The sequence below is a fragment of the Psychromonas sp. MME2 genome, from assembly GCF_040566515.1.
Lineage (GTDB): Bacteria > Pseudomonadota > Gammaproteobacteria > Enterobacterales > Psychromonadaceae > Psychromonas.
On sequence record NZ_JBEWXI010000012.1, the window covers coordinates 1 to 23,216 of the forward strand.

Annotated in this window: 24 protein-coding genes; 18 read left to right on the forward strand and 6 right to left on the reverse strand. The window is 36.0% G+C overall.

Annotated features, from left to right (window positions below):
• Positions 1 to 97: 97 nt before the first annotated feature.
• Entirely contained in the window at positions 98 to 241 is a 144-nt protein-coding gene (locus tag AB1A03_RS10235) for an IS3 family transposase (protein WP_354625294.1), read from the forward strand.
• 146 nt (positions 242 to 387) lie between these two features.
• Here AB1A03_RS10235 and AB1A03_RS10240 read toward each other — a convergent pair whose 3' ends face one another.
• The 3 genes from AB1A03_RS10240 to AB1A03_RS10250 are packed head-to-tail and all read right to left on the reverse strand — an operon-like array spanning position 388 to position 2,544.
• Positions 388 to 1,827, reverse strand: a complete 1,440-nt coding sequence (locus AB1A03_RS10240; RefSeq protein ID WP_354625295.1) for an ATP-dependent nuclease — start codon at positions 1,825 to 1,827, stop codon at positions 388 to 390.
• Positions 1,749 to 2,006 carry a hypothetical protein gene (locus tag AB1A03_RS10245; RefSeq protein ID WP_354624567.1) on the reverse strand — a complete coding sequence of 86 codons (258 nt, stop codon included), beginning with the start codon at positions 2,004 to 2,006 and terminating at the stop codon, positions 1,749 to 1,751. Before AB1A03_RS10245 ends, AB1A03_RS10240 begins: the two co-directional genes overlap by 79 nt.
• A complete protein-coding gene (locus AB1A03_RS10250) occupies positions 1,981 to 2,544 on the reverse strand; it encodes an AAA family ATPase (RefSeq protein ID WP_354624568.1) in 564 nt (187 codons plus the stop codon). Before AB1A03_RS10250 ends, AB1A03_RS10245 begins: the two co-directional genes overlap by 26 nt.
• A 1,268-nt stretch (positions 2,545 to 3,812) precedes the next feature.
• On the opposite strand from AB1A03_RS10250, the gene AB1A03_RS10255 reads away from it, so the two are divergent.
• The gene (locus tag AB1A03_RS10255) at positions 3,813 to 4,376 is read left to right on the forward strand and encodes a recombinase family protein (RefSeq protein WP_354624569.1); all 564 of its coding nucleotides are present in this window, start codon (positions 3,813 to 3,815) and stop codon (positions 4,374 to 4,376) included.
• A gap of 225 nt (positions 4,377 to 4,601) precedes the next feature.
• Here AB1A03_RS10255 and AB1A03_RS10260 read toward each other — a convergent pair whose 3' ends face one another.
• Positions 4,602 to 4,784 carry a hypothetical protein gene (locus tag AB1A03_RS10260; RefSeq protein WP_354624570.1) on the reverse strand — a complete coding sequence of 61 codons (183 nt, stop codon included), beginning with the start codon at positions 4,782 to 4,784 and terminating at the stop codon, positions 4,602 to 4,604.
• Positions 4,785 to 5,250: 466 nt separating this feature from the next.
• Positions 5,251 to 6,243 (reverse strand): integron integrase, encoded by a 993-nt coding sequence (locus AB1A03_RS10265; protein WP_354624571.1) that lies wholly within the window; start codon positions 6,241 to 6,243, stop codon positions 5,251 to 5,253.
• 1,277 nt (positions 6,244 to 7,520) lie between these two features.
• On the opposite strand from AB1A03_RS10265, the gene AB1A03_RS10270 reads away from it, so the two are divergent.
• From AB1A03_RS10270 to AB1A03_RS10340, 15 genes are all read left to right on the forward strand, one after another.
• Entirely contained in the window at positions 7,521 to 7,748 is a 228-nt protein-coding gene (locus AB1A03_RS10270) for a hypothetical protein (RefSeq protein ID WP_354624572.1), read from the forward strand.
• Between the two features lie 82 nt (positions 7,749 to 7,830).
• Entirely contained in the window at positions 7,831 to 7,962 is a 132-nt protein-coding gene (locus AB1A03_RS10275) for a hypothetical protein (protein WP_354624573.1), read from the forward strand.
• A 222-nt stretch (positions 7,963 to 8,184) separates the two neighbouring features.
• The gene (locus AB1A03_RS10280) at positions 8,185 to 9,717 is read left to right on the forward strand and encodes a transposase (RefSeq protein ID WP_354624574.1); all 1,533 of its coding nucleotides are present in this window, start codon (positions 8,185 to 8,187) and stop codon (positions 9,715 to 9,717) included.
• A 258-nt stretch (positions 9,718 to 9,975) separates the two neighbouring features.
• Complete coding sequence (locus AB1A03_RS10285) at positions 9,976 to 10,395, forward strand: hypothetical protein (RefSeq protein WP_354624575.1); 420 nt, start codon at positions 9,976 to 9,978, stop codon at positions 10,393 to 10,395.
• Between the two features lie 6 nt (positions 10,396 to 10,401).
• Entirely contained in the window at positions 10,402 to 10,896 is a 495-nt protein-coding gene (locus tag AB1A03_RS10290; RefSeq protein WP_354624576.1) for a hypothetical protein, read from the forward strand.
• Between the two features lie 278 nt (positions 10,897 to 11,174).
• Complete coding sequence (locus AB1A03_RS10295) at positions 11,175 to 11,486, forward strand: cupin domain-containing protein (RefSeq protein WP_054456199.1); 312 nt, start codon at positions 11,175 to 11,177, stop codon at positions 11,484 to 11,486.
• Positions 11,487 to 11,730: 244 nt separating this feature from the next.
• Positions 11,731 to 12,993, forward strand: a complete 1,263-nt coding sequence (locus AB1A03_RS10300) for a hypothetical protein (protein ID WP_354624577.1) — start codon at positions 11,731 to 11,733, stop codon at positions 12,991 to 12,993.
• Entirely contained in the window at positions 12,993 to 14,042 is a 1,050-nt protein-coding gene (locus AB1A03_RS10305; RefSeq protein ID WP_354624578.1) for a hypothetical protein, read from the forward strand. Before AB1A03_RS10300 ends, AB1A03_RS10305 begins: the two co-directional genes overlap by 1 nt.
• 240 nt (positions 14,043 to 14,282) lie before the next feature.
• Positions 14,283 to 14,429, forward strand: a complete 147-nt coding sequence (locus tag AB1A03_RS10310) for a hypothetical protein (RefSeq protein ID WP_354624579.1) — start codon at positions 14,283 to 14,285, stop codon at positions 14,427 to 14,429.
• Between the two features lie 142 nt (positions 14,430 to 14,571).
• Complete coding sequence (gene istA / locus AB1A03_RS10315) at positions 14,572 to 16,116, forward strand: IS21 family transposase (RefSeq protein ID WP_354624580.1); 1,545 nt, start codon at positions 14,572 to 14,574, stop codon at positions 16,114 to 16,116.
• Positions 16,117 to 16,130: 14 nt separating this feature from the next.
• Complete coding sequence (gene istB, locus AB1A03_RS10320) at positions 16,131 to 16,886, forward strand: IS21-like element helper ATPase IstB (protein ID WP_354625296.1); 756 nt, start codon at positions 16,131 to 16,133, stop codon at positions 16,884 to 16,886.
• Between the two features lie 1,054 nt (positions 16,887 to 17,940).
• Positions 17,941 to 19,173 carry a metallophosphoesterase family protein gene (locus tag AB1A03_RS10325; RefSeq protein ID WP_354624581.1) on the forward strand — a complete coding sequence of 411 codons (1,233 nt, stop codon included), beginning with the start codon at positions 17,941 to 17,943 and terminating at the stop codon, positions 19,171 to 19,173.
• Positions 19,170 to 20,042, forward strand: a complete 873-nt coding sequence (locus AB1A03_RS10330; RefSeq protein WP_354624582.1) for an ORC-CDC6 family AAA ATPase — start codon at positions 19,170 to 19,172, stop codon at positions 20,040 to 20,042. Before AB1A03_RS10325 ends, AB1A03_RS10330 begins: the two co-directional genes overlap by 4 nt.
• The gene (locus tag AB1A03_RS10335) at positions 20,005 to 20,967 is read left to right on the forward strand and encodes an ORC-CDC6 family AAA ATPase (protein ID WP_354624583.1); all 963 of its coding nucleotides are present in this window, start codon (positions 20,005 to 20,007) and stop codon (positions 20,965 to 20,967) included. Before AB1A03_RS10330 ends, AB1A03_RS10335 begins: the two co-directional genes overlap by 38 nt.
• Positions 20,954 to 21,922, forward strand: a complete 969-nt coding sequence (locus AB1A03_RS10340) for a hypothetical protein (RefSeq protein ID WP_354624584.1) — start codon at positions 20,954 to 20,956, stop codon at positions 21,920 to 21,922. Before AB1A03_RS10335 ends, AB1A03_RS10340 begins: the two co-directional genes overlap by 14 nt.
• A gap of 149 nt (positions 21,923 to 22,071) precedes the next feature.
• On the opposite strand, the gene AB1A03_RS10345 is transcribed toward AB1A03_RS10340, so the two are convergent.
• On the reverse strand, positions 22,072 to 22,287 hold the full coding sequence (locus AB1A03_RS10345) for a helix-turn-helix domain-containing protein (RefSeq protein WP_354624585.1): 216 nt from the start codon (positions 22,285 to 22,287) through the stop codon (positions 22,072 to 22,074).
• Positions 22,288 to 22,532: 245 nt separating this feature from the next.
• On the opposite strand from AB1A03_RS10345, the gene AB1A03_RS10350 reads away from it, so the two are divergent.
• A complete protein-coding gene (locus tag AB1A03_RS10350) occupies positions 22,533 to 23,138 on the forward strand; it encodes a hypothetical protein (protein ID WP_354624586.1) in 606 nt (201 codons plus the stop codon).
• Positions 23,139 to 23,216: the final 78 nt, after the last annotated feature.

The following is a 23,216-nucleotide window of genomic DNA, read 5'->3' on the forward strand; positions in this document are numbered from 1 at the left end:
TGGATGTGAGCATGAGCGGTAAAGGGGAATGCTGGGACAATGCCCCTACAGAGCGATTTTTCCGCAGTTTAAAGCATGAGCAATTAAACTATGAAACATTCAAAACAAAGAAGCAGCAGAGCTAAGCATTTTAGATTATCTTGCTTATTACAACGGTAAACGCCCACACTCGGTTAATGGGTATTTATCACCGATTCAATATGAAAATAAAGTCGCTAAGAAAGTGTCCGGTTTTTATTGACCATTACAGAAAGCTTTTAGGGGAGTTAAGGTCAAGGTACTGATAAATAGCATTATCTACATCATCTAACTTGTTATCGTCACTGATTCCCTTCCTCCTTTTCTTTTGGAAGGGCTAAAATATCGAGATTAGATAACTCAAGTTCATTATTTCAACCAATCTAAGCCTTGCTTGACGTACTCAGGGATTTTTAAATTTTCTGGGTCTACATCATAAAGAAGGTCAAGAGCCATCTTAGCTTTGGTTCCATCTAATGCCTCATATAATTTTTCAGAGCATTTATCTAAATCATCTTCAAGAGTGGCTTTATACATCTTTTTAACCATCCCAGTTGAAGAGGTTAACTTTTTAAAAACATCCAAATTTGTTAAGGCAATCGCATCTTCAAACGTATATGGTATTGCCTCTTTGGTCTTGCCATCATTGTTATAGTCAACCTCAATTCCACATTGGTAAGCGGCCCTAACATTGCCTATTATTTTTTTATCCTCAGATAAATCTAAAACGTCATCTAATTTTTTCCCCTTTAAATCAAACCAATCCTTCAAGGTGTCGCTACCAAAACTATAACCTTTACCACGTTGTGGCCGTATCTTGTTTTCATTAAAAGTAGCATCTGTATCCGTCACAACCAATGTTGGTAGCCCGAGCGCCATAATTAAAGGTTTTAGTCTTTGTGCATGGGCTCCACCAACTTCTAAAATGGAGATATAACTTTGGTTTAAAGATTCTGAATATTTATTGCTAATAAAATGAGGGATTAGCATTCGCTCAGCAGCACCTTCCACCAAAATAATACCGTTAGCAAAAAATAGATTGCAGTGAGTTGTTTTCAAGTAACGCGACACAAATTTCTTCGTGTTTTCAACTTTATCTACAGGTGATTTTTTCGTGGATACACCGAAAACCATCGATAGATCAACTACCTCCGCACAGGAGACTTCTGCCGTATTAGTTGCAGGTTTTCGTTTAAAATAACAAAGCTTATCAAAACCAGCTTCGTGAGCAATATAGCTAGAATGACTGCTAACTATCATTTGAGTTGTAAAATTATCACCAACACCTTTTCTTAATACATCATAGGCTTTACGAATAAAAACTTGCTGAACTTGAGCATGAAGATGAGCCTCTGGCTCTTCTATTAAGACCAAGTGAATGGGTTCAATTGCTATATCAGCTTCTGTTCTACGTCGCTGAGCTTTACCTATTCGTTGCCATTTATCCCTATAGGTAATCAACTTAAATACGATATGAATAAGGTTTTTATAGCCTAGTCCATTATATTTCTCAGGTAGAGAAAACACTGAGTTACCAAAGCTTTGCTTTTGCACATCAAAAATAACGGCTGCATCATGATTTAAACTCTCAATAGGATTAACCTTGCTAGATAATTTTATATCGGGGTCGCTAAACCCTGGATAACCTAATGTTTTTATTTCACCAAGCGCACTTTTAAAAGAGCTCTCAAGACGATCATCAAATAAGCTTTGTGCTTCATGTATTGCACTTAATGCCTTAATATCATCTTCATCAGGTAAATCGGTAGGGTTAGGTGACGAGCATAATACTCGCTCAATTGAGTCGATAAACTCCCTCCTGCTTTTCCATTTTCACCATTTGGGTCTGTAAACCCTCGCTGGGCTTCAATAGTATCGACATTAAATATGCCATTAAAAGGGTAAGCCTCTAGTGGTAATGATTTATCATCTAGCACCTGAAAATAGTTTATTTGGCTTGGATCAAGTAAAAATGCTCTTAATTTCAAAATGAGTTTTAAGCTCTTTATCAAGATAGTCTTTAAGATCCCGTGGCCATAAAGATAATTTTTCATCTTGTGCAGTTAGTAGTTTTGCAGCTTCATGTTCCTGTAAATAACTTTCTCTTAATTTATCTATATCTTTAGGTTGATACGACAAACGTACCCCCAATGGCTCACCATTCCATTTTAATGTAGGGATCAAATGAGCTACTTTCTGTACCTCACTAACTCCCGCATCTAGCCAGACATCAATTGACGGGCATAATCGCTGCCACTCATGTAACTCAGTGCCTTTAACATCCTCAGGAGTATTATTCCCCCATGTTTCAGCATATTCATTTAAATTAGACCAATTACTTAGGGTAAAATCTGTCACAGAAAAACGTTTTTGTTTTTCTGTGTCTAAAAAGTTGATTAGAGCATCAATAGCAGACGTTTTCCCACTATTGTTTGCACCGACAAATAAGGTTTCTTTATCACCAAATGGAATCCTACATTGCTTTAGTTTTCTGAAATTTTGAACACCTACAAATTTAATTTTCAATTGCAATTCCCTTCAGTAATAATTAGTTACACAAGTAATAAAAGAAAACCACACTATACCCATTTAATAAGTAATGTTACTTTCTCTTTAGAAAATGTGATTGTAAAAACTTAATGCGGTGTGTAAGACAAGAGACACTTAGGAGGACTTAGACTTGCTATTTATTTTCGTAGCAACAATGCGTTGGCTAAAAACCCCCTTAAATTGATTATATTTAAAGAATTTTTAAAATAAATAACGATAATTTTCATATCGAAAACAAGTCTATTACTAGACATTTGAGCACCTGAAAGTAGATTTTTGATGCTAATTTTCAGTTTATGTGAAAATATTTCAGGAAATTTACCCCCCAAAAACATGTCTATTGTTAGACATTCTTACCTATAAAATGATCTTGTGAGTTGAAAATTAAGTTTTGTATTTAATCGGCCAAATGACCGTTTGTGTGTGGCCAGCTAAATTGGCTTTGCCTGGCCAATCAACCGGAATAGACGGCCAGTTGGTGCGGAATCTATAGCAGCTATGTATTGTGAAAAAATAAATTCTGCAAACATTGTATACAGTAAAAAGTCAACGTCGCAATAGGTGAGTGCGAGCTAATGGTAGTGAAAGTACCTCTAATGGTAGTGAAAGTACCTCTAATGGTAGAAAAGTTATCGATGTTTTTACCAATCATTCCAGAAAATCGTCGTGAAAACCTTCTAATCCTTATATTAGTTATATAATGATTATAATACTTATAATCGTTATAATAGTTATAACACTTTTCAAGCTTTTTTTCAATGATTAAAATAATGACTTAATAAGGAAAGGTTTTATTAATCAAGTGTTTATATTTTTATTTGTATAATGTTCTGTGATTTTTCATCTAAAAATTTTGCTTTTTTATTTTTACTTCGCACTCCCCTAGAGAGAAACTTTAAGGGTGAAATTTGGTTGGAATTAAGATAAATTTTAAATTGATTGTTTTATTGAGAAGGGATTAAAGAGCTGTTTTAGTCTTGTTAGCATTTCAACTTAGCTACCAACTGGCGTTTTTAATGGAGCTCAGCGACATTAGTATAAAAAGAATTCTGCCTGCGTAGTAAATTACTCTATTGATCTAAATGAGAAGTACAAGGTGTATTAATAAGTATACTTGTGAATATAGGTTTGGTTTGAATACATCGCAAACCATTTTGTGGGGATTAAGAGTTACTGCTTCTAATGAATTTAGACTATACTTCTAGGGTTTAGATATATGAATACATTCATTAAAGGAATAACAAATGCGACTAGCTTATATAAGAGTATCGACAGTAGAGCAAAATACAGATTGTCAAGTAATTGAAGCGGATAAAACTTTCACTGATAAAGTATCAGGTGCAAATACAAACCGACCAGCTCTAAAACAATTAAAAGATCATGTTTATTTAGGTGATATTGTCATATGTCACGATATAAGCCGATTAGCTCGTAACCTCTTAGACTTGAAAGAGCTAATCACATTTTTCACTGGTAAAGGTGTATCTGTTCAATTTATAAAAGAAGCAATGACCTTTAGCAGTGACAAGAGCAATCCGATGAATGAACTAATGCTGAACCTGTTAGGTGCTGTTTACCAATTCGAGCGTGATATTATGAAGCAACGTCAGGCAGAAGGTATTGCTATTGCTAAAAAGAAAGGTGTATATGTTGGAAGAAATACATCAATGCGATTAAAGTCTTCAATTATCGAGTCTTATAAGAGTGGTACTTCACAGCGTAATATTGCTAGAGACCTTGAGACCTCGCTGTCTAATGTTCAACGTGTTATTAAAGCTCATAAAAATAAAGCTTCATATGATTTATGACCCGCAGTAACTGAATGAAAATATAGAAAGCTGTTGGGTGGAATTTTTTAGCTGGTGGGGCCCCTATGGCACAGATGCTCTATAAATAAGTGTTCTTTTAATAGACATTTCAAGTCGTTTTTTTGAATCTCTCAAGCAGCAGTGCTACCTAATTACATTTAGCTATGCCACACCCATGAATTATATTTGAGAAGAAAATTTATGTTAATAAATAGTCTGCTTAGCTCACAGTTGAATCTTGCTTTTGATAGCTTCAAATTCACTGATCTTCAATAATGAAAAAGAACCATCCAGGTTGTTTATCCACTCAATGGTATCTCCTTCTTCCCACCCTAGCTCTTTTTGAAGCTTCTTGGGAAGGTTAAAGTAATGCTCTCCCCTCTCAAGCTTTTTAATTTTAACTTTCATCAAAGTCCCCTAAAAACCGTTGCATTATGTAGAGTATATCAAACTGACTGTTGTGGCTAAATAGCTTTGTTTTTGATTGGAATGAAGTGATTATTCTAATTATTCGCACATTCTCATCAAAAATGCCGTGTTTTTGATGAGAATGTGCGTTCTATCCTCATCATTTTTACACTTGCGATAAATTTTGAACTGCATTGCTAATAATCTATCCATTCCATTTATACGGAAGTTGAGCCGCGGAATAACTCTCTTTTATAGAATAATTGGAAATCGCGACTTTATAAATCATTGTTTTAAGAAGTGGTCGTTTTTAAAAAACTCAGACCACTTTAATGCCTGCTATGTCGGATTTCCTGACGTAACAAATTGAATTAGTTACGGCTCCTCAGAGCCTAGAGCGGACATTGAATATGTTGCTTTCTATGGCGCAAAAAACGACTTAGGGGATGTAAATTATTCCACTCTATTACTGTAGTTTTTTATTCATTAGCGATGCATTTCTATCAATAGGGCTTGTCGTGCAGGATGAATGCTGACCAATAACATGCGTATATATCTGGGTTGTTTTTAAGTCGTTATGCCCTAATAACTCCTGAACGGTTCTGATGTCTGTCCCATTTAACAGTAATTGAGTAGCAAAACTATGGCGGAAGGTATGTGCAGTGACATGCTTTCTAATACCACTTTTTATCACTGCTTTTCTTAACTCTTTTGTAAGCGAAGTCCAATGTAAGTGATGTCGGCAAAAGTAACCATCAACAGGATGCTGACAACGATTTCTAGAGGGAAATATATATTGCCATTTAATATCGGTGATTGCATAGGGGTACTTTCTTGCAAGTCCGGTTGGTAAACTGGTTCTTCCTTCTCCTTCTAATATATCTTGTTGGTGTAGGTCTTCCACTTTACTTATTTGTGCTCTGATCAACGGTATTATTGTTTGTGGGAGTAGAGCTACTCTATCCTTACCACCTTTCCCACGAAATATAAAAATTGAATTAGATTCAAAATCAATATCTTTTACCCTTAACCTGAGCAACTCAGATTTTCTTAGGCCACTGCCATATAAAATTAAAAACATCAGTCTATATGGTTCTTTCAGTAAGTTAATAATAGTCATTGCTTCATTATTTGATAAAACAACCGGTACACGTTTCGGGGCTTTTGCTCTGACGGTATCATCAAGTAAAGTGAGTTCTCGGGAAAATATATGTTTGTACATAAACACAATTGCACACAAAGCAAGGTTTTGAGTGGATGCGGTAACACCTCTTTGAACAGCCAGATAAGTCAAAAATTGACTGACTTCTTGCTCTGCCATATCTTGAGGATGCCGTTTGTGATGAAAAATAATGAATCGCTTTATCCAAGCTAGATAAGATTTTTCAGTTTGAATACTGTAATGCTTCGTTCTTAACACCTGCCTAATGTGTTCTAGAAAGGGAGATTTTGACATCATTTCGATCCTATTTTTACTGTTTTTATATACAGTTTTAGTTTGTATTTTATAAAAAAGCAAAAAACAATAAATTATGTTCCATTTCAATTAGACCAGAATAGGTATTTGGTCGGTAAGTAGGTGACAATCTTTTGAACCATTAATAATATCAACTTTTTTAAATTGGATGTTACTGAGAATTCTTAGTAACACACATGACTGTGTTCAATTATCAAGGTAACTACATTGTTTTTAATGTGTTTAGGTATTTTGTGGAGAGATTATTACTGAGACTTCTCTGTAATAATCAAGGGAATGATAATTAACCCCGTGTTAATTTAGATAAAAAATTGATTTAAATGGTTTATCTGGTAACTTTATAGCTTTTGAGTAGGCGTTATTACTGATATGTCTACATAATAAGCTGTTATGCGGCATCGCGATTCTGATTTTAGGTGTTTTAAGCATTTGTACGTTACTAAAAGTGCTGCGCGTGTTTCTTTGCCTTTGTTGGAAGTAGGCCGATTAAATTTATTTTTTTAGCGCGTTGCCACCAGTTTTTCGCCAGTGTAGTTTGTAAACTAAATTCAGTTTTATTAAGTGGCTCAAAATTAAATTATTGCCGGGTCGCGATGCTTGTATTTGTTAATCGTTCTGTTATAAATTAAAGCCTAATAAACGTTGGGTGTTTTGTGGTCATTTATCAATCGCATAACAAGTCACTCAAGCAGGACAAATAACAGTTGGCTTTTGTTCGCTTCGCTCACTATTTTAGCCAACCATTATTTGCCTCTTAGTGAGGCGTTAAATGGCACAAGGATACGCATGGGACGTCGATATAGAAAACGTAGTTCAATAGTTTCAGATTCCGTTTCCATAGGTTCACGTTTACCTTGGTGGGGTGCACTAATATTTGGCTGTATATCGTTTGTTCTTTTCTATTTTATAATTCCAAGTTGGCTTGAAGCAAAATTAGCATCAGAGTCTCAGAACATGTTTTATCCTTTGCTAGAAGCTATTTTTGGTCGCAGAATTCATTGGTTTGAATGGGTTGGTATTGCCTGTGGGTTAATAGGTTTGTTCTTTTGCATTAGAAATTCCCTTTTTGGTAATCGCGCAGGGCATTCAGAAAGAACTATTGTTGGGTACTTTGCTCGAATGTTTGGGCGAGACCTAAGCTAAGTTGCCATTTAACAAGCAATTTAACAGGACTAAAAACAGCGGGCTATTTCGCTTCGCTCCATTTTAGCCCACAATTTTTAGCCCGTTAATATGGGCGTTATGTATTTAGGGTAACTATGAACCAGCAACAGGAACATTATCGGCAACGTACAGTCGCATTGTTAACTAATTACCAGTTACTAGAGTTAACTTTGAAAATGTACATCGGCACTTCATATGACTACATACAAATGCTTGTTGCAGACCATATTCACTTTGATTTTTCTATCAAAGATGTTGAAAGCTATCCATTAGAAAGATTGCTCAATGTGTTTGGTAAAATGAACGACAATACTGATCTTTAAAAAGAGACTCAATAAGCTTAGAAATGAGCGTAATTACATCGCCCACGAAGCTTTAATTGTCACTATTGGTAATAACCCCAATATGGATACATTACATAAAAAAGCAGAAGATTTTTTCTATTTAGAAGATGAGCTTATGGAATGTTTAAAATTACTTACTGATGAGTTTGCCAAGCTAAAAATGAAAGGCGAATTCAGTCGGTTAAATACATAACAAGGCAATTAATCGGAACTAAAACAGTGGGTTACGTTTCGCTTCGCTACACATTTTAACCCACTGCTTTAGTCCGCTTATTGCGGCGTTGAGGCTGTAGAATTTCTCCAAAAAGAACATTTTTACATTCTTTCTCTTTTTGTGTTGATTGTATAAAAAATGTACTTGAATGCGCTGATCGACTGTGATCTAATAGTTATTATTCGCTCAGAGTTAAATGTAATGGCCAACTATAAACCTGACTTATCCTGCCAAAGTAAATTCATTCCGATTGATTTTGCACAGCAAATTATTCCCGGAACGTTTGAATACGCACTTTCCCATATCGTCGACAAACACCTTGATTTAAGTACCTTTGATAAATGGTATAACAACGACAAAAATGGTGCCGCAGCTTACCCACCTTCAGTGATGCTTAAAATAATCTTGTTTGGCTATTCTCGCGGATTGGTTAGTAGTCGTCGAATTGCTAATGCTTGTGAAACGAACATTACCTTTATGAGCTTATCGGGTGATGTACAACCTCATTACACCTCCATTGCCAGCTTTGTTGCTAAAATGAAAGACCAAATTGAACCGCTTTTTACACAGGTTTTAATGATATGTGACCGTGAAGGTTTGATAGGTCGTAACATGTTTGCGATTGACGGATGTAAAATTAGTTCGAATGCCAGTAAAGAGTGGAGTGGCACATTTGATGAACTTGAACGCAAACAAGCTAAGTTACGTCGAGCAAGTCAACGCATATTAGCACGTCATCAAGCACAAGATAATTCAAACGAAGATGACTTGTCACATGACTTAAAACAGAAAGCGAAACTCGATAAAAGCGCTGATAAAATTAGCGCATTCCTTGCGACAAATACAGAGAAATTAGGCAGTAGAAACACACCCGTTAAAAGTAATATCACCGACCCAGACAGCGCTAAGATGACGACCAGTAAAGGCACGATTCAGGGGTATAACGGGATTGCCATTAATGATGATAAGCATCAAGTGATCATGCAAGCACAAGTTTGGGGAAGCGTTGGAGAACAACAAACCTTACAACCTGCCATCGAAGCTCTGCAAAAACAACTGGCAGAACTCGGTACGCCCGATACTTTCAGCGAAGCAAAGTTTACCGCAGACAGTGGTTTCCACAGTGAAGTGAACCTTGAATTTATCGCTACAACGGGATTCGATGCTTACATCGCAGACACTGCGTTTAGGAGTCGTAATCCATTATTTAAAGAGAGTGAAACGTATCATACAGAGCAGGAAAAACGACGATTGAAACGCAGTAAAGGTCGGGCGAGATTGTTTAATAGCAATGATTTTTACTTTGATGAGGCAGCATTAACCTGTCGCTGTCCAGCGGGCAAAGAGATGTGGTTGAGTGTGAAGCAAGTTGAAACAGCGGGTAGGCAATATGTGCGTTTTTCAGGGTATTTAAAAGATTGCCGAGTCTGCCCACTTCAGCAACAATGTATGCGCAAATCGCCTACAAAACAAGGTCGACAAGTACAGTTTGAGATTAATAAAAGTACTAAACCCATCTCCTATACCGATAAGATGCGTGTGAAGATAGACTCTAGCGCAGGGCGACGACAATACAGCAAGCGACTAGGAGCGATTGAACCCGTGTTTGGTAACATCACCGTCAATAAAGGGATGAATAAATTCACGCTGCGCGGGCAAGAGAAAGTCAATGCGCAATGGCAGATGTATTGTTTAGTGCATAATATAGAGAAGTTAAGGAATAGTTTACATTAACACAAGGGCTAAGCCCTTAAACTGCAATAATCCAGCCTAAATAACCTCATAAATACCTTCACAGCTCAAATTAATCAATCATTTATTGAAAAGAGAATAATCTATTGGAATCTAAACTAAATATGAATTAATGTGGTTTTATTTTAAATAATCAGGCTGAAAATGAGAAATTCTACAGCCTCGTTATGTGGCTTTGTGCAAAGTAGCATTGCTATTTATACTTTTATCATTTTTACAATACGTTAGGTTATTAAACTTATGTCCAAAAAAATTTATCTTGTGAAATATGAAATTGAGGATGATATCCCTATTGATGAAACCTCTGAAACACTGGACTCTACTTACATTTCAGATGATTTAATTGCTTGGCTACAAGATAATGAATTCTTAGTCGAAGAAAAAATCAAGGAAAGTAAAGGAAACAATCCTGATATTGAAGTCATCTTTATAAATGATGAAAAAGGCAAGGGTCTTGATGATATCTTCAGTCATTTGGAAAACCTTGTTTTAAAAATGATAGAAGATACGGCTTCTAAAAATAGGGATGGCGTTATTGTCGCCAATGAAGTTGATAACGATCTGACAAATATTCAAGTCCTATTGAATGTCAGAAGTATTATAAGAAGAAAAAGGGATAAGTTTGCTGACTCTCCATATATTAAGTTGATGCTGGGGTAGTCATTTATGTCTAAAAATAGTGAGAAAGGCAGAAGGGGCGAACTAGCTGCAACTGGAATTTTTTCTAATATTGGTGTTCGTGAGAAAAAATTTGAGGTGCTTCGTACAAGTGAAACTACAGTAGCTGACGATGGTGTGGATATTATAGTTAAATGCCCACATAACACCGCAGAAAAATTCGATGAAATTGTCGAGCAAGGTAGTTCTGATATTGCTTTATCTAGTACTCAGATTGGCGTAAGAGCACAAGTCAAAAATTATTCAAAACCAATTACTAAAGCTGTTGCCGAAGGATTTGTGGAAGACATTGAAAAAAATTCGAATTTTGATGAACACTGGCTAATTGGTGGTACTCGATTAACCAAAGGTGCAAAGGAAGCGTTGGATAAGAGCAAAAATAAAGCTCCTATTAGATACTATTCTAATGAAGGGTTTACAAAAATTCAGTCTCAATACCCAGCGATCCCTTTCTCTGAGATAAATGATATTGATGATGAGTAAAAACCTGAATAATATCAGTCAGCGTCACATAACAAGTCACTCAAAAGGACAAATAACAGTTGGTTCTTGCTCCTTCGTCGCTTATTTTAACCAACTGTTATTTGCCTCTTAGTGAGGCGTTGAGGCTGTAGAATAACTCGCTTTTTATAAAACTTTAATAATTGAAGATTTTTAACTTATTGTTTTAATTGGTAATTAAATTTTAAAAATGGCTGTTTTTTCTTAAAAAAGAGAAATTCTACAGCCTCGTTATACGCTATTCATAATTTGGAAGTATCGTGGAAATAATTAGAAGTAAAGAATTCAAATCTGAACGCGCTTGGGGTGCAAAAGACATCGCAAATATGAACGGTATTACGACGCGCTTGCATTGGACTGATCAGCCTTATAAGTGGCATGTAAATGACGGCGAAGAAGTGTTTGTTGTTTTAGATGGCGTTGTTGAAATGTTGTTTAAAGAAAATGGAATTGAGCAATCATCGGTTTTAAGAACAGGTGATATATTTTATGCGTCTATTGGAACTGAGCATGTTGCGCATCCGCGTGGTGAAGCTCGAATATTAGTCGTAGAATCGGAAGGAAGCGTATAACAAGTCATTTAAATGGAAAATTAACAGTTGGCCATCGCTTCGCGATTATAGCCAACCATTAATTTCCACTTAATGAGGCGTTGAGGCTGTAGAATAACTCGCTTTTTATAAAACTTTAATAATTGAAGATTTTTAAGTTATTGTTTTAATTGGTAATTAAATTTTTAAAATGGCTGTTTTTTCTTGAAAAAGAGAAATTCTACAGCCTCGTTATGAATCACAATCAAAGTTAATAGGTATACGCATGGATAAAAAAATACAAGGGTCGTGGTTAATTCATCATACCAATAAGTTACAAAATGTAACTAATCAAGGAAAGTATCAAAATACCTTTGTAGCAGGTAAAGCAGGGATTTTGTTATCAGCAATTTCAGAGACAAATGAAAGTGTATTATCAAATGAGAAGTTAGAAGTATTGGCAAACGCTTCAAATATCAATATCGTTTTTGAACTTCCCAAGCTTATTGAAGTATTAAAAGAACAGGATCTAGTTGATGTTTCAGCTAGCGGTATTGGGGTTCTAGGTGTGACAACATCATCTGCTTTACAGCATACCTCTAATATTTTCGAATCACTCAACCCTAAAGATATAGAAATTTCATCCATTGAGCTTGCTGAAGCAGCTTCAATAAGACCTGTTAATAGTTCAGAACTTTCCCAACGATTATCGGATGAGTATAAATTAACTAATAACGAAGTAAATCAGCTTTTTCATGACTCAGAGAAAATAGGTTTTGTAGATGTTGAACATATTAGTAAAAATGAAAAATTACTTTTTAATGGAAATTTATTTAGAAGAGATTCTGCTGCAAAAACAAAAGCAGTATTAGACTCTTTGACCGTTACGGAGCAGACATCCTTGACTGAATTGACGCAGAGATTAAGGCTCATGGCTTGTGTTGCAATATCTGATGCACAGCGAATTCTTGGTGAAAAATTATTTAAAAAAATCAATGCTATTGGTTTTTTTGATATTAATGTTGTAAGTAATAGCCAAGAAGAAGTTGGTTATCTTACGTTACCTTCGGCCTTTTCAAAATACAGTAACTCCATGGTAGATGATGCATTTGATTTGGCGAAAGCATTCGTAGCATCTTTGACTTACGGTATGACAAAAAGTGGTCATGCCCGAGGCCAGATTAGCATGATTGACAAGTTGCTAGGAGCTCTCATTGATGGTCGAGAAGTAGGCCCAGTAAGTGCTATCGGCCAAGACTATAAAATCTTAGAATTAAAGGGTGTTGTTGCAATAAGGCACGGCACTAAAGGCGGGCGTAGCGGGCCACTTATGAGACTTTTGAAAAGAGAAGTCGGTGAATTAGCTTTACAAGCGATTAGAATGGGCGATGTAAGTGAACAATCTATACTCTCACTACCTGGTGCAGCCATTACCAAATTTAGAGGTCCTGAAGCAAATAGGGAAATAATCAGACGGGAACAAATACAAAGAAGCCCATTTGAAACCAATGATATGATTAGTGCATTAAGAACAGGAGGGGGCTTCTAATGGGAAAAATATTATCCAAAGGCTTTGAAATGGAAGAGCAACTTAGAAATTACTTTATGCAATCTGGTTATTTTGTTGTTAGAGGCGTACCTTTTGCATATAAAGGATTTGATGTCACTGATATAGATTTGTGGCTTTATAGTCGTGAATCTTCTCTTACAAGAAATATAACTATTGTTGATGTCAAAAATAAAAAAACACCTCAAGCAATAGAAAGAATTTTTTGGGCAAAAGGTTTAGCTCAGGCCGTTAATGCACAGAACGTTATCGTGGCAACGACCGAAAGAAGAAAAGAAGTTAAAGAATTCGGACAAGATTTAGATGTATTAGTGTTGGATGGGGTTTTTCTATCGAAGCTGTCAAAATCCGAAGGTTTTCTAAAAAATAGATTTTCGGATGAAGAATTCTTTGATTCTATCGAAAAATACAGCCTGAGTAAATTAGATGGCGATTGGAAAGGGCAAATGGTGAAATGTAAAAGCTTATTAACCAAAGGTATTAGCTTTGATTCATGCAATCAATGGCTGGAAGTGTCTAGGTACTTCGCAGAACAAATTTTAACAAAACCTAGTCAAGTGGATGTGGCATTGAGATGTTTTTATTATTCTTTGTCACTATTTTCGATTGGTGTTGATTTCATTCTGAAGGAGTTGTCTTTTTTAGATTATGACGAGAGAATAAGTAAACTAATTGAAGGGTTTACATATGGTGCAAAGGGGCTGAATGGTGTTACTAAGATGTTGTCACTTTCTCTTTCTCTTGTAGAGCAGTTTGCTGCTGAAGGTAAAGCTATTTCTTCTCAGGTGCGGTCCAAAATCATGGCTGATTTTGAATCATTGCCAACAGGAATTATTGGGGAATATTTTGCCAAAAGTGATGTGGGAAAAATTCTTTTCCCTGTTGCTAAAGAACTAGAAGGCTTAGCTATGAATCGTCAATTTAGAAATCATTTAGAGTCATCGCTTGAGTTACGTGGAATGCTCGGTTGCTTATTAGATTGTTGGGAAATTAACCGGAAAGAATTTAGCATTGTAGTAAGCACCTCATAACAAGGCACTTAAACGGAACAAAAACAGTGGGTTATGTTTCGCTTCGCTACACATTATAACCCACTGTTTTTGTCCGCTTAGTGCGGCGTTGAGGCTGTAGAATAACTCGCTTTTTATAAAACTTTAATAATTGAAGATTTTTAAGTTATTGTTTTAATTGGTAATTAAATTTTTAAAATGGCTGTTTTTTCTTGAAAAAGAGAAATTCTACAGCCTCGTTATGTGCTAGAGGAGTGAAGCATGAGTTATGACTTAATGGTCTTTGATCCCACGGTCGCACCAAAGGAAAGAAAAGACTTTATGAAGTGGTATGCCCAACTGCATATTCCGGCCTATCGTGAACAGCCATTCCGGCGTAACGTGAACACCAATTCTGGATTAACGTGAACAGCTTTATTCTGGTTTTAAGGTGAACACTTTTACCTTAATTTCCGGAATCGGTGTTCATCATCAACCAGAATTGTTTCAACGTATTGATTATTAAAACCTTTAACTGCCATATTGGTTCTTTTTCCATTAAGGAACCGTCATGGCTGCAAATAGGCTCACAATGCGTAAAATCAGAGAAGTTTTAAGACTGCGTTTCGAGGCAAATCTCAGCGTTCGTCAGATCAATGCCAGTACCAAAATAAGTGTTGGTGCTATTCAAAAATTACTAACAAAAGCCAACGAGTTAACCCTTTCCTGGCCATTATCTAATGAGCTGGATGATACAGAACTGGCTAGGCTGTTTTATCCCAAAGCCGATACCCAGACCGCTCGTCGGTTCCAAATACCTGACTGGCCCGAAATACATAAAGAACTCAAAGCAAAAGGAATGACTAAGCTGCTGTTATGGGAGGAGTATTGTCAGCAGTACCCAAATCGTTGTTTGAGTTATTCGCAATTCTGCGATCGCTATTTAAATTGGGCTAAAAAGCAGAAACGCTCCATGCGCCAGACCCACAAGGCGGGTGACAAATTATTTGTTGATTACGCCGGACAAACCATGTCTGTCATTTCACCGACAACAGGAGAAGTCAGAGCTGCTCAGATCTTCGTTGCTGTTCTTGGCGCATCAAACTACACCTATGCAGAAGCCACATGGAGTCAAAGCCTACCGGACTGGCTTGCCAGTCATGTGCGTACCTTCGAGTTCATTGGCGGCACCCCAGTGATGGTTGTACCGGATAATCTGCGTAGCGGGGTAAGTAAAGCGTGTCGCTATGAACCCGAGTTAAATCCAAGTTATCAGCAGTTGGCAGCCCATTATAGCGTCGCGGTCATGCCCGCTAGGCCCTACAAACCCAAAGATAAATCCAAAGCAGAGGTAGGTGTACAGATCATTGAGCGCTGGATTTTGGCTCGATTACGCCACCAGATCTTCTTCTCGTTAGCAGAGCTTAATCGCTGTATTGCCTCATTATTAACCGAGGTCAATTTAAAGCCGTTTAAACAACTGCCGGGAAATCGGTTGCAATGGTTTGAGCAATTGGACAGGCCATTACTTAAAGCACTACCGGTTCATCCATATCAATATGTCGATATTAAATCGGCCAAAGTTAATATCGATTATCATATCCAGTACGATCAGCACCTGTACTCAGTGCCGCACCACCTAGTCGGTGAAAAAGTCGAACTGCATGTCGGCGATAAGCTGGTACAGATTTATTTTAAAACACACCTGCTCGCCAGCCATGTCAGGAAGCACCATCCCGGCACAACAACCGAGCCAGGGCACATGCCAGAAAGGCATGCCAAGCACCAACAGTGGAGCCCTGGACGCCTAAAAAACTGGGCAAAGGATATAGGGCCGGAGGTGCTGCGCTGGGTATCAGATCAGCTAGAGCACAAAGAGCATCCGGAGCAGGCATACCGCGTGTGCTTGGGGCTGCTTAATTTAACACGCTCCTATCCGGCAGAACGCCTGAATAATGCCTGTGCAATCGCGAACCAGAAAGCCCTCGTAAAGCTTAAAAACATCAAAGCCATTCTGCTAAGTAATCAGGACAAATTACCCCGGGAGGAGACGGCTAAAGCCATCACTTTACCTCAAGATCATGAAAATGTTCGCGGGCCCCAAAGCTTTCATTAATAAGGATAATAATGATGATCGACCAGACTTTATCACAGCTTCGCCAACTGAAACTTAGCGGTATGGCAACAGCGCTACAAATCCAATCGGAACAGCCCGGCACCTATGAAGGACTCTCATTCAACGAACGCATTCACCTATTGGTTGAAAGCGAAAAGTTAGAGCGGGACAACCGAAAACAGCAGCGTCTGCTGCGTACTGCCAAGCTCAAACTCGCAGCCAATATACGAGATATTGACTACCAACACCCACGAGGAATTCAGCCGTCTCAGATGGCTGCGTTAACGCAGTGTGACTGGCTAAGGAAAGCACAAAACTTACTTCTCACTGGGCCGTGCGGTAGCGGTAAAACATACATCGCCTGTGCTTTAGGGCATTCAGCTTGTATGAACGGCTTCAGCGCTCGCTATTATCGTATATCACGGCTGATGCTGGAGTTAACTCAATCAAAAGCAGACGGCACTTACAGAAAGGTATTAAAAAACTTAGCTCAAACGGATCTGCTGATATTAGACGACTGGGGATTAGAGCCATTGAAAACAGCGCAACGCAATGATCTTATGGAGATAATGGATGACCGGCACGGTACTTCATCAACGATCATTATCAGCCAGTTACCGACTGAACAGTGGTATGAAATGATTGGGGATAATACGCTTGCAGACGCTATTTTAGATCGCGTAATGCACAACTCACATCGATTAAAACTCAAAGGAGAATCAATGCGAAAAAAACTAAACAGCTTGACCCATGGTGAACACTTAGGGTAAAAAAGAGAACGGGCAATACATTGAAAGTTCAGGTGTTCACGTTGAACCAGAATCAGTGTTCACCTTCGCCGGAATACGCATTGAAAAACACATTCAGCGACTTTCATACCTTATATTAGTTATATAATAGTTATAATAGTTATAATAGTTATAACATATTTCTAGCCAATACTCCTAATTTAAATTTATTTTATTTTTAAATTTTTCTTTTATAACAGTGCTTTATATTGACATCTTTGCAGTTATTTAATATAGAAGATAATTTAATTTCTACTCTAACAGAGAGTGAATCTATTTATAATTAACTCTAAATATTCACATTAAATAGCTAAATATTGAAGAGATCTAAATCTGGTTATGGTTTTCAACCGAGCCCTGCGAGAGTTGAGCAAATTTCAAAAAATTAATTTAGATCTGCTTTTCGTTGATAGCAATATATGTAAATATTTATTTCACTTTATTCATACTCTTCAACTAAGTTAATATCTACCGGTAACTTAAAATTAAGGTTTAGAATTATTTAAGATTTTTATTATGATGTTCGTAAACTAAAAAATGAAGCAATTCACTATTATTGAATCATCCTTATGATCCAATCCAATCCAATCTAATTTATTTTATTAACTACAGATGTATTGGCTAGGAGAGGTGCCCTAAAGATAGTTTAAGGTCGAAATCAGTCATTTAGTTGGTATTGAGGTTAGTGAATAAAAAACTATCTTAGGTAATCTGTCAGACGATATTAAAATATATTGGGTAGATCATATAAATATTGTCGAAAGTTGTTTTTTAATTTGAATGTATAGGTGATTTTTTAGTGAGTGATATTAAATTTTAGCATGTAAACTGGTAGTAATATTATTCAATAGGTTCGTCTCTGGTCATCAGGGGCACAGCTCGATAATGTTATTATTGCGCATGCACAACGAAGAGCATTATAATCAATGTAACAGTTTGATTTATTTGTGACATGATAAATTGTAATGATTCATTTAGCATCAATATCCTTAGTATTGAAAGAATCAATTTTATAAATAACGAGAAATAACACTTAATGAAAATTTTTGTAATTAGTGATTTACATATTGGGCCATATGCTCGTTCTAATGATTTTAGAACTCAGGGGGCAGATAAAACCAATGTTGATAACTTCATTAGTGAATTTCAAAAAGTAGTAGATAAGGAAGGCATTACTGCTGATTACTTAATTATTGCAGGCGATATTAGTAACTATGCTGAATATGAAGAGTTTGAAGTTGCAGCAAAGAGAATTCAGGAAATTGCAAATATACTTAACATTAGCCATAAGAAAATATTTTTTGTACCAGGTAATCATGATGCTAACTGGAAAGCAGAAGAGACTTCATTAGCGAACAAAGAACCAGAGGGGTTGGCTCGGGTCAAAAAATACGTAAACTTACAATCCAATTCTTTTTTTTCCGGACTTTTAGATAATAGTTGCTATCCGAATTACTATAAAGATCCTTATGCGTCTATTTGGGAAGATGAATTCGTTATTGTAGTTGGCATTAATTCCTCTGCCTATGACAGTTGTGATAATGAGATCCATCATGGGGAAGTCCGCCTTAGTACTTTTGAAGAAGTTCAAAAAAAATTAGATATAATGGTTCAACAAGGCACACAGAAAGTAAAAATACTCCTGACCCATCACCACCCCATTAATTATAGCGATAGAACTTTCAAAGAAAGTGATCTAAGTATGATGAAAAATTCTGAAGACTTTATTTCATTTTCTAATTCTAATGATTTTGATTTTATTGTGCACGGGCATAAACATGTTCCAAACTTTAAAATCCAAAGTAACGACATGAGCAATCCTGTTAATATTTTATGTGCTGGAAGTTTTAGCGCGATGTTAAGTGAACACCACAACGGTGTACCAAACTGTTTTCATATCATAGAAATCGAAAATTTTTGTAGTGAAGCTAAAATCCCCCGAGGACAGGTTTCTTCTTGGTCTTACTTTACTGCAAATAATTGGGGTAAATCCAAATCAGACCGAGATGGCATTTCGCACAGAGAAAACTTTGGAACCATGTTATTTCCTGCTTCATTAAAAAATAAACTATCGGAGATAATATCTAACTTATTTGAAAGTAAAGATTTTGCTCGCTCCCAGTGCATCGTTGATGCTTTTCCTGATATAAAATACTGCCCAGGTAAGTCGGTAATGCATGTACTTCAAAAATTAGCCATAGAACTACAGTTTGAGATTCAACAGGCTGACAACAACGAATTTATTTTGTGGTCTAAGGATGCACAATGAGCGAAATTGATTTTAACAGCGTATTTGATAGCTCAAATGCAAGGTACTTGAACTCCGAACAGTTAGTTAATGAGTTTATATGGACGGATTCTTTTGATAGCCTATTAATACAAAAAAACCAGATGGTCTTTGGGTCAAGAGGCTCGGGTAAAACTGCACTGATAAAAATGCTGTCACACTCAAATCTGAGTAAGTTAGGCGAGTTGCACTCGAAAGCTCTAGAATTGGTTGCAAAAAAGAGTTTCATAGCAACATATGTTCCTCTAAAAGTAGAGTGGGTAAGCACTCTAAACAATTTTGAAGATAAAAATTGTACATATTTTATGTGGAGTCTAAATTTAGCAACATGTGCATACCTACTAGATACATTAAAAAGTTGTATATTTTCTTATATTCCAGATGAGATTGAAAAGTTAAGAACGGAGAGATGGATATCTAAAGAAATATCACGTTTTTGGCTCAATGGAGATGAGAAAAATAGTTTTATTGATATCAAAAATGAATTAGAAAATATTGAGTATTTAAAAAATATTTCATTTAATAAAAGTAGTATGGGATTGGACTTGTCTGATGCGGAACAAAATATTGGATTGGCCTTTCATGCATCTTTGTTTAGACCATTTTCTATTGTTGCAAAAGCTTCTTCTAAGTACTTCGATTTGCCAAATGATAACCCATGGGTAATATGTATCGATGAAGCAGAGTTCTTAAAAAAAGAACACCATCAAATATTGAATACACATATGCGTTCAGCTTCAGATTTGACATTTAAAATTACCACAATGCCTTACAGGCATCATACGCTAGACACTAATGTTGAAGCTAATATCAATGTTGGACATGATTCTGTCATATGTTTATATAGATAAGCTTGGGACTTCTAACCAAGATACTCGAAGCGCCGACAAAAAAATAAAACTCTTTGCTGAGAAATTATTCAACAACAGACTTGCTACTTTTGATGTGCCAGGAAATTTCAGTTTTGAAAATGTTGTTGGTAAATCTCCTTTACTTGAGCCAATGTCTGAAATAATAGATGATATTGAATTACTTCGGTTAATAACTAAACACTGCTCCGAAAGCACGGTTAGTCGTGCTAATAAATTGTACAATTTAGATGATAAAACTCAATTCAACGACTCGATTGCAAGAAAACTAAGAGGTGCCTTATTGCTCAAAGAAGAGTGGGGTAAAATAGCTGGAAACAAATCTCCGACTTTATATTCAGGGGCATCACTAATAGCCCGTTGTTCAGATGGCAATCCTCGTAGATTGTTCAGGATATTTAATCACCTTCTTTCTGATATGAAACTTAATGAAAATAGTAAACTAACAATTAGTCCCAAGTCTCAAAGTAGGAAATTGATGAGCTTTTCATTCTCTGAACTAGAAGTCATTAAATTCGAGACAAAAGGAAAAGATGCTTTTGATACATTAACAAAAATTGGGAATTACCTTCGGGACAAAATGATGAATGATAAAATAGGTTCTGACATTCATCGTTCTTTTAAAATTAATGAGCACATTGAAAATAGCATATGGGAAAATATAAAAACAGCTGTCGACTTAGGGCTCCTTTATCCCAAAATTAAGAAGAGTCAAAATGTACAGATTTTATTTCCATCTAAAGAAGGGGAGTTTGATATAGCAAACTGTCTATCACCTCACTTTTACCTCCTACCTCGTACTGGGAATTCAATCTCGTTAACAACAATACTGAATAATCCAGATTACAAAAAATACCAAGAAAAAATTGGTGCTAAACAAATGGACTTTTTTGATGATGGAAATTAAATTAGAAGATATATCCAGAAATGATATTGGTTCAACTATTTACGATTTAGCTATTTTTTCTATCGGTTACGAACTTAGATGCACCCACCTGCCCAGTATTCTCAATAAAGCTAATATCAATACTAGTATCATTTTGTCATATCAAGAGAATCAAGGTTGTAAAAATAGAGCAATATCATCTAAGTTTTACAATTCAGAATGGCCTAATGCTGCATATATTGAGCAGGAGCACTCAGAGACAGAAAAGCTATATAAATATTTAGTCGATTTCACAAAAAAATGTGTCCATATAGGTGTGAAACCGAAAATATTAATCGATTACACATCAATGTCTCGTAATTGGTATTCTGCCATATTAAATTATTTTTTAAGGTTTTCTGAAATAGAGTCGGAGTTATACCTTTCATACTCAAGTGCAATATACCCGGAAGATCATGAATATTTAGATTTTGAATTAGGTGAACTAAGGGTAATACCTGGATGCGAGGGTACTTCGATAACTAAAAAGAAGAAGGCTGCAATATTTATGTTGGGATTCGATAGAGTCGGCCCACAAAGCTTTTACAACTTATTAGAGCCTGATATTAGCTACGGAGTTATTGCCTCTCCAGGAGCTAAGCCCAATTATGATGAAATAGCACTTAGTATTAATAAGCAGTTCATTGAACACCAGATAAAAGATGATAACAGGTTGATAAAACTGCCTATATCAAGTGTTTCTTTTACTTTTGAAAATCTCTGCCAGATAGTTTCCCCATTAAGAGATGAATATAACATATCCATTATTCCGTTTGGCCCTAAACCTCATATATTAGCATCGATTATAGTCGGCCTTTATTATAAAAATGTTAGCTGTATTTATTCCGAATATAAAAGAAGTAAAATCTTTAGTATCGTTGCTAGTGGTGAAGTTGTGTCCACTAAAGTAACGACGCTAAAAATTCCTCCTATGTAATTAAAAATCTTATAACGCTAGGTCAATAACGCTATATTGACCTATGAAATTTTTATTACTCACTGCCAAGGAGCAACTACCTCAATTCATACTCTAGCTATTTCTCGTATCTGTTTTCGACCAATTAAGGTACAAATTGGTGGCAAACATCACTCTGTCATAACATCCTTAATTGACTCAAATAATTCACCAACACTTATACCTAAGTGAATACAAATTTTATCTATTACTTCAATGTCAATTCTAGTTGCTGTTTCATTATAAAGTCTGTGAATTGTGTTCTTATTAACATCTATTTCTCTTGCTAATTCAGCAACTTTTATGCGTTTTTCACCCAGAATCATCGATAAGTTACATCTGATCATGTTTCTCCCGTGTGTACTTAGTACCTGCAATGGGTATTTTGTACTTGACGTGAATATAAATTGAACTATGGTACCTTCTGTGGGTATAAAGTTTCATATTTAAATCTAAAATACCTGTGGTTTATTGTGGCACATATCTATCGAACTACAAAGTGCTAGCGTCATATATTAAATATGCTGCCAGAAGGATTTCTGAACTGTCATAACCGATCATCTAATTACTATGCGAATAGAGGATATTTATCATGCTGAATGAACAATTTACGCCGTTTGTAATCTCACCATTTCAAGAAGGCCCACAAGAATGTTATTTACTAGAAAATGGCAATGAATCATTCAAAGCCATTGTGACAGATAAAATTCATTTTAAGTGTGATACGCCTTGTTTAGGCCTGATTGATTATGAAGTGCTTGATCATAAAGTGCTAATAACAGAAGTGCATTTAATCGCAACTAATGTAGATAAAATAAAATTACTATCATGGTTGCAGTCAATAGAGCTTAACTTAGTGGGTTACCTCGTCATCTTAATTAGTTTGATTACCAAGGTGAATGATAATGAGCTACGGGCGAGTGTGCTTGAAGTTATTTTTCATGAGGAATTACACCCAAGAAATATAATTGAAGAGAATGCTGAAAAAATAAAGAACCTGTACCCACCTCTAATAGTTGCAGGGCAAAAAGTGTTTTCAAAATATCAAAGTAGCCCTTGCTCTCAAATTGTTAGAGACAAGTTTTTGGTTCGATGTTTATTAAGCTTATTGATAAAAAATGAATTAATTGCTAACTCATCTAAATATTTACCAGTAAAAATATTAATAAATGAAAAATTAGCTTCGTTGCAAATTTAGCATCGATTATTGGTGGAGCCCCGCGACAGTTATGGTTTTCGCTAGAAAGTTATGTTTTATCAGTAATGATTTCTGATT

Excerpts from the sequence above, each read along its gene's own strand:
- AB1A03_RS10255 (WP_354624569.1), top strand. The coding sequence starts at position 3,813 with ATGCGACTAGCTTATATAAGAGTATCGACAGTAGAGCAAAATACAGAT.
- AB1A03_RS10260 (WP_354624570.1), bottom strand. The coding sequence starts at position 4,784 with ATGAAAGTTAAAATTAAAAAGCTTGAGAGGGGAGAGCATTACTTTAAC.
- AB1A03_RS10265 (WP_354624571.1), bottom strand. The coding sequence starts at position 6,243 with ATGATGTCAAAATCTCCCTTTCTAGAACACATTAGGCAGGTGTTAAGA.
- AB1A03_RS10270 (WP_354624572.1), top strand. The coding sequence starts at position 7,521 with ATGAACCAGCAACAGGAACATTATCGGCAACGTACAGTCGCATTGTTA.
- AB1A03_RS10275 (WP_354624573.1), top strand. The coding sequence starts at position 7,831 with ATGGATACATTACATAAAAAAGCAGAAGATTTTTTCTATTTAGAAGAT.
- AB1A03_RS10280 (WP_354624574.1), top strand. The coding sequence starts at position 8,185 with ATGGCCAACTATAAACCTGACTTATCCTGCCAAAGTAAATTCATTCCG.
- AB1A03_RS10285 (WP_354624575.1), top strand. The coding sequence starts at position 9,976 with ATGTCCAAAAAAATTTATCTTGTGAAATATGAAATTGAGGATGATATC.
- AB1A03_RS10290 (WP_354624576.1), top strand. The coding sequence starts at position 10,402 with ATGTCTAAAAATAGTGAGAAAGGCAGAAGGGGCGAACTAGCTGCAACT.
- AB1A03_RS10300 (WP_354624577.1), top strand. The coding sequence starts at position 11,731 with ATGGATAAAAAAATACAAGGGTCGTGGTTAATTCATCATACCAATAAG.
- AB1A03_RS10305 (WP_354624578.1), top strand. The coding sequence starts at position 12,993 with ATGGGAAAAATATTATCCAAAGGCTTTGAAATGGAAGAGCAACTTAGA.
- AB1A03_RS10310 (WP_354624579.1), top strand. The coding sequence starts at position 14,283 with ATGAGTTATGACTTAATGGTCTTTGATCCCACGGTCGCACCAAAGGAA.
- istA (WP_354624580.1), top strand. The coding sequence starts at position 14,572 with ATGGCTGCAAATAGGCTCACAATGCGTAAAATCAGAGAAGTTTTAAGA.
- istB (WP_354625296.1), top strand. The coding sequence starts at position 16,131 with ATGATCGACCAGACTTTATCACAGCTTCGCCAACTGAAACTTAGCGGT.
- AB1A03_RS10325 (WP_354624581.1), top strand. The coding sequence starts at position 17,941 with ATGAAAATTTTTGTAATTAGTGATTTACATATTGGGCCATATGCTCGT.
- AB1A03_RS10330 (WP_354624582.1), top strand. The coding sequence starts at position 19,170 with ATGAGCGAAATTGATTTTAACAGCGTATTTGATAGCTCAAATGCAAGG.
- AB1A03_RS10335 (WP_354624583.1), top strand. The coding sequence starts at position 20,005 with ATGTTGGACATGATTCTGTCATATGTTTATATAGATAAGCTTGGGACT.
- AB1A03_RS10340 (WP_354624584.1), top strand. The coding sequence starts at position 20,954 with ATGATGGAAATTAAATTAGAAGATATATCCAGAAATGATATTGGTTCA.
- AB1A03_RS10345 (WP_354624585.1), bottom strand. The coding sequence starts at position 22,287 with ATGATCAGATGTAACTTATCGATGATTCTGGGTGAAAAACGCATAAAA.
- AB1A03_RS10350 (WP_354624586.1), top strand. The coding sequence starts at position 22,533 with ATGCTGAATGAACAATTTACGCCGTTTGTAATCTCACCATTTCAAGAA.